At 64.3% G+C, this 6,036-nt stretch carries 5 protein-coding genes and 3 pseudogenes; 4 read left to right on the forward strand and 4 right to left on the reverse strand.

Translation table 11 applies throughout. The features are described from left to right. Positions 1-711 (reverse strand): annotated as a pseudogene (locus WAN02_RS05145) (cytochrome P450); the annotation flags it as partial. 288 nt (positions 712-999) lie between these two features. On the opposite strand from WAN02_RS05145, the pseudogene WAN02_RS05150 reads away from it, so the two are divergent. From WAN02_RS05150 to WAN02_RS05160, 3 genes and pseudogenes are all read left to right on the forward strand, one after another. Then, positions 1,000-1,257, forward strand: a pseudogene (locus WAN02_RS05150) (MMPL family transporter); the annotation flags it as partial. Beyond that, positions 1,254-1,594 (forward strand): annotated as a pseudogene (locus WAN02_RS05155) (DUF732 domain-containing protein). The pseudogenes WAN02_RS05150 and WAN02_RS05155, both read left to right, overlap by 4 nt. A 55-nt stretch (positions 1,595-1,649) precedes the next feature. Continuing rightward, the gene (locus WAN02_RS05160) at positions 1,650-2,126 is read left to right on the forward strand and encodes a DUF5078 domain-containing protein (protein ID WP_422263102.1); all 477 of its coding nucleotides are present in this window, start codon (positions 1,650-1,652) and stop codon (positions 2,124-2,126) included. A 35-nt stretch (positions 2,127-2,161) separates the two neighbouring features. Here the strand turns inward: WAN02_RS05160 and WAN02_RS05165 are convergent, their stop codons facing one another. The 3 genes from WAN02_RS05165 to WAN02_RS05175 all read right to left on the reverse strand — a co-directional run bounded on the left by WAN02_RS05165 (position 2,162) and on the right by WAN02_RS05175 (position 5,204). Next, the gene (locus WAN02_RS05165; protein ID WP_422263103.1) at positions 2,162-3,106 is read right to left on the reverse strand and encodes an SDR family NAD(P)-dependent oxidoreductase; all 945 of its coding nucleotides are present in this window, start codon (positions 3,104-3,106) and stop codon (positions 2,162-2,164) included. Positions 3,107-3,134: 28 nt separating this feature from the next. Further along, a complete protein-coding gene (locus tag WAN02_RS05170) occupies positions 3,135-3,623 on the reverse strand; it encodes a nuclear transport factor 2 family protein (RefSeq protein ID WP_422263104.1) in 489 nt (162 codons plus the stop codon). Between the two features lie 336 nt (positions 3,624-3,959). After that, on the reverse strand, positions 3,960-5,204 hold the full coding sequence (locus WAN02_RS05175; RefSeq protein WP_422263105.1) for a PucR family transcriptional regulator: 1,245 nt from the start codon (positions 5,202-5,204) through the stop codon (positions 3,960-3,962). 301 nt (positions 5,205-5,505) lie between these two features. On the opposite strand from WAN02_RS05175, the gene WAN02_RS05180 reads away from it, so the two are divergent. Next, a partial coding sequence (locus WAN02_RS05180; protein WP_422263106.1) for a cupin domain-containing protein occupies positions 5,506-6,036 on the forward strand: 531 nt, incomplete at its 3' end.

A 6,036-nucleotide genomic window follows, 5' to 3' on the forward strand; every position in this document is an offset into this window, starting at 1 on the left:
GGCGTACTCCGCCTCGTCGATCTCGCCGCGGTCCAGGCACTGAGCCAACACAGTCACCGTGTCATCCTGGGGATCCCGCAGCTTTTGCTCACCCAGTTGGGCCATGTAGACGTTGACTTCGTCGAATGCTCGGGACATGGCGGCGCCATCGTCGTCCTGGGTGACCGTGCTGGTGAAGATGGCGTCCGACCAATCCACCACCTGACCGCGTAGTTCGCGAGGCACCCCCATCACCGCTGCGATCACCCGCGAGGGAATTAGCCGAGCCACGTCGGCAATCCAGTCAAAGCTGTCGCGCTGCAACACGTCGTCGAGCGTCTCGTTGACGATCTCGCGGATCCACCCGTCAAAGTGAGCGACCACCCGCGGGCCGAACGATTTCATCGCCACCCGCCGCACACGGCTGTGCTCAGGAGGATCCATGAACAAGATGTGCTTGCGCATCGGGCTGTCGCCGCTCATGTTGGCCAGCGGGAAAAATGCCCCGGGAACCGAACTGAACACCGCGGGCTGTTGCTCGATCTCGATGATCTCGTTGAACCGTGTGACCACCCAGAATCCGCCGTTAAAGGTGCCCTCGTCCGCCTTCTGCCAGTACAGACCAGGTCGCGAGCGTAACTCGTCGAAAGCAGCGTGCGGCACGCCGGCGGCGTAAGTGGCCGGGTCGGTGAAGTCGGGAATCTCGATCGTGCTAGCTGTCAGCATCGTCACTGATGGTCACCTCCATGTTGGGCGGCGCGGCGCCTGTCGTGTTCAGACGAGCCCGAAGCCGGGTGGGCCAGCCGTCCGTTCCGTGTGCCACGTCACCTTATTCGGTATACAGTATCCTGTGTGCTGGTGGCGGGCAAGTAGTCCGCGGGCGACGTTCTCGCCGCCAGCGGGGACCGGGTTTCCGTCTATTACGACGACCCTCGAGCCCCACGTGTGCGGGCTTGGGCAAAGCTGCCGCACCTATCCATCACATCCGCCACGCCGGAATGCGCCAAGGGCGGCCGGTGGGCGCTGCTCGGCAGCAGTCTGCGGGTCATCGCTCAGATGGGTTCCACCATCGCCATCGGACTGCTGCTGGACACCCTGATCGTGCGCACGTTACTGATGCCCTCGATCGCCACGCTGCTGGGACGCTGGTTCTGGTGGCCGCAAGTCGTCTACCCCCGCGGCGACCATAACCGGCCCCGGATTCAGCAGCCGGCCAACGACGTAGCCACTACGCAGCCGCTCCTCATGGGTGCGACGAGTCACCAAGGACCGCAATGAGATCAGCGAAGCTCTCGGTGCTGGCAATGGTCGGGGCGGCCATAGTCACCCTGGCCGGCCCGGCGCATGCCGACCCGGATACCGATTTCGCCAATCAGCTTCACGGCCAACGCATCTACGGCCCCTTGACTACAACGCCTGGCTGGGCAAGATCACCTGTGAACGACTACACAACGGCCTAGATACCACTGCGAACACCTCGGCCCGCTTCGCATTCGTCAACCTGCCCCGCGGCACCACCACCGCACAAAGTTACCAATTCCTGGCCGCCGCAATCAGCACGTACTGCCCTGACCAGGTACCGATCCTGCCCTCGGCGGCCGCACGTCACCAATGATGTTGCAGCCCAGTCCGCAACGTCGATCCTCGTATCGACCTGAGAGGAGATGCCCATGCGCCGACCGATGCGACCGCGAGCACGTTCGGTTCTGCGAGCCGGGATCGCCGCGCTTGCCACTGTCGCGACGACGGCGTTGCCCGCCACCGCGATGGCCGACTCGACCGACGACTATCCGATCCCCCGCCGGATGATCGTCACCACCTGTACCGCCGAGCAGATCCTGGCCGCCGCACGTGATTTCACGCCGATCTATTACGAGCGCTACATGATCGACAAGCACAACAAGCCGCCCCAGGTTCAACAGGCAGCCATCGACAGTGCGCACTACTTCTATTCGCTGAACTCTGCCGATCGCAGAACCTATGCCGAACAAATGGTCACCAACTTTGCCGACCCCGTGACGGCGGCGTGGCCCAACTGGGCGAAGATCTTCTTCAACAACAAAGGCGTTACCGCCGAAGAAACCGACCAGTGCGCCAACTACCCACCCGATGACGCATCCGTGTGGGACTGGTCACCCGCCCGATGACGAATCGCAGCCCTGGCCCCCGCAATCACTGCGAATTAGTTGGTTAACTTCTCGGAGATCTGCCAGAGCCGATCGGCGTTGGCGTGGTCGAGTGCGTACGGCGCGACGCCCCCGGTGTGTCCCGCGCGCTCATCGATCACGGGCGCCTGCGCGCAGTCCTCGAAATAGCGGCCCGTGACACCTTCGAGTTCGGGACTGGCCGCCATGAGCACCGAGGTGGCGGCACCTTGCTCGATCGTCTTCACCGGGGGCAGCGTCAGGTCTGTCTCTTTCCCGAAGTTGGCGAGGTCGTCGGGCCCCATGTGGCGCGCGAGCGCGGTGCTGGCGATGTTGCCCGGCATCAGCGCGTTGACCACAATGCCGTCGTCGGCCCAACGTTGTGCGGCGCCGACGGCGAATAACACAATGGCTGACTTGGACTGGCCGTAGGACGTCCACCGGTCATAGGGGCGGAACCGGTAGTGCAGGTCGTCGAACACCACCGGTCCGAACAGATGCCCAATCGAGGACACCGCGACCACGCGGGCGCCGTCCGCGGCGGCCAACCACTGGTGCAAGCCGGCGGTCAGTGCGAAATGACCGAGATGGTTGGTGGCGAACTGCATTTCATAACCGGCCGCGGTGTGGGTGAGCTTGGGCAGGGCCATCACGCCTGCGTTGTTGACCAGAATGTGCAGCGGCCCACTCCAAGCGCGAACAAAGCCGGCCACCGAGGCTGGATCGGCCAAATCAAGGTGGCCGACCTGCACCGGTGCCACGTCGGGCGGCAGCGTTTCGGCGATCCCGTCGGCGACTTTGCGGCCGGCCTCGACGTTGCGCACCGCTAAGGTCACCTCGGCGCCCGTTGATGCGAGCGCGCGGGCGGTCTCGACGCCGATGCCCGAACTGGCGCCCGTCACCACTGCACGGCGTCCGCGCAGATCCACGTTGGCGACGATCTCGCCGGCCGTGGTGGTCGGCCCGTAAGTGGTTGTTGGCATGGCGAACTCCTTCAACTGCAGGCCGGACTTACCCGGCGACCAAGGAACGGGTTTCGGTCCAAACGACCATGAGTTTGCGCTGGCTGAAAAACCACGCGCCGTTCTGTTTGACGAACGAGTCCAGATAGCGGATCGCGGCGATCATCAGGCTGCGCGCGGACCCGTCGACCTTGACGTGATGGGCCAGGCAGTACGTCACTCCCGAAGCGTGATCACCGTCAAGCACCGTGGTGCTTTGACCGTTGAAATGCATGGTGGCGATGTAGGTGTTGAGTTCGTCGAACACTGGAGCCAACGCCGCGCGCCCCTCAAGGTGTTGGGTCGGCGATGGAGAGTGCTCGTCCATGAACACCTGAAAGTCCGTGTCCTCGGTGAACAGGGCCATCTGACCGGTGGCGTCCCGTCGGTCGGCGCAGTACGCATAGGCGTCGACCAACTCGCGGATTGCCAGCCGGTCGGCGACCTGCGCCAGCGATAGATCGGAGTGGTCCCCGCGTCGGGAGTCGGCAGATATCATCGCTACGCCCTGGCTCTCCTGTCGAAACTTTCACCAACGCTGCGATCGTCGCAATCGCATCGGTTGCTGGCGATGTCCTGGCCGACACCATGCGCTCCTATCGGGTGTGACCGCTGACATCGCGCATAAACGACACTCCGATACGGCGCCGGGTGACGAACACATGTCACGCATGGGCGGCACGGGGGAAATCGGGGGCATTTCGCCAATCCGCCAGATCGAGAAGCGGTGATGATGCTCGTCGACCCGTTGGCTGACCGCGACGGGTTCCGTACGGCCGCAGAGGAATACGCCGATACCTCGAACCCGGCAAGCGGCCACGTAGTGACGGCCTCGCTACATGAGTCGGCTATGCACTTCGAATGCCAAGCCGAGTTCGATGACATCTCGCGGGCGCGACAGGGATCGGCCGGTAAGTTGTTCGATACGGCGCAGCCGTTTGCGCACCGTGTTGGGGTGAACGAATAAGACGTCGGCGCAGGCGCTTACCGATGTGTCGCTATCCAGCCACACCCGAAACGTTTCGAAGAGTATCTCGCGCTCCTGGCCGGGCAGGCCAGCAAAACCGTCCAAAGCCGCAGCAGCCGATTTCACCATGACACCAGGGGCGCTGACGGCGGCGGTGGCCAGCATCGAGCCGTCGAACACCTCCACCTTTGCGGCGGACTCGGCCGGCCCGCGCAGCGACACCTTCGCGAAATGCAGCCCGAGCGGAGTGTCGCGCAGGTCGTCGAATCGCGCGCTGACACCGACCCGGTGCACGGCCATCCGAATCAACAACGTGATGACCCTGTCGAGTTGGTGCTCAGAGGCGATGTGGGCGATGCCCACCTGGAGATCGGGCAGCAGCCGCCAGGCCGAGGCCACGTCCAGACTGCGCAACTTCGACTCAATTTCGGGCAGGGCCTGATTGCCCACGTCGCGGACTTCGGCCCCAATGACCACGAACGGGCCCTCAGCGGGCAATCGGAGATAGTTCGCAATCTCCCACAGGGTCCAGGCGTCGTGGGCTTGGCCGTGCAGCAGCGAGTCGATCATCACCGAGTGCTCAGACATCTCCTTGAGGATCTGCCTGCGCTGCTGGTCGCGGTAACCGGTGAACTTCGCCGTAGCGTGCAGATCCTCGGCCGCATGCAGATTCGCCGTCATCTGATTCACGGTGTGGGCGTCGACGTCGGGATGGCGGGTCGCCTCGGCGGCCAACACCTGCCACAGCCGACGGAACCCGATGCGATCGCCCTCGATCACTGTTGACACCGCCATCCGTTGCCGAGCCTGCTCGGCTCCGAGCTGGATCGCGGGCTCCGGGTCAAACATGGCGGGGGCCGCCGTCGCGGCAATGCTTGACCGCACAGTGGCCACGCACGCCCTGTGCGCGCTGATCGGTGGCGGCACCCAGACCGATTCGGACTGCTTGGGGGCCTCCATCGTGACCTTCACAAGGTCGTCCACCAACTCATCGGCTCGCTCGGTAAGGGCCGCCACGACACCGGCAGCGGGTTTCGATATTGCCGTCAGGGTCGTGGAGGGTAAGCCCGAGGCCAGCGGCTGGTCCATGGTTCCACCCCAAATCTCAGCCATCGCAACGAGATTCGAACGTGTGTGGACTCAAGGAAGACGGCGTCTCCGCAGACCGATGCCATGCGTCGATGATTTTCTCCGTCCGCGACGACCGGACCCGGACCGCCTGTGCCGACGCATGCGCGGACCGACTTGTATCGGCGGGCCGGCTCCCGGCGATATCTATTGCTACCATACGAGCGCGCCACGGTACTCAGAATAATCGCCGCGCTTAGATTAATGTCTGATCGTCCCACTTAGGGACGCGGCGCGTACCCTCGGGCAGATTGCGGTTGGGGAGCAGGTCACTGGCGTGGACGTCGTGGGAGAAGTCGTGACAGCCGTCCGGACCGGGCGGCCGATCGCCCGGCGAATCGACTTATACGGTTCGTGGGGTTTGAGATTCCGCGGCGATCAGGGCGCGGGGCTGCACGTTCTCCTGGAGGGGGCGGCATGGATTGTGCCGCCCACCGTCTCGCCGCCGGTGCGGCTCGGTGTCGGCGACGTGGTCTTTATCCGCACGGCCGACGGCTACGCCGTCGCCAACAATCCCGACACCCCACTACATGACGTGGACCCAACCGCACCCAAACCGCAGTGGCCAATCCCGACTCCCCTACCTGGTCAGCGTCCTGGCGCCGTGCTGCTGGGCGGAACGTACGCACTCGAGCGGGCGCGGCCGCATCCGTTGATCGCCCAACTACCCAGGTTCATTCATCTGCCGGCACGGGCAACTGTCGGCGACCCGTTGCGCTCCGTGGTGGATCTTCTCGGCGCCGAGGTCCAGCACGACGGCCCGACTCTTGGTCCGGCCGCCCCGGCCCTCCTGGATCTGCTGATCATTTACACGCTC

Source organism: Mycobacterium sp., assembly GCF_049281135.1.
In the GTDB taxonomy this organism is placed as follows: domain Bacteria; phylum Actinomycetota; class Actinomycetes; order Mycobacteriales; family Mycobacteriaceae; genus Mycobacterium.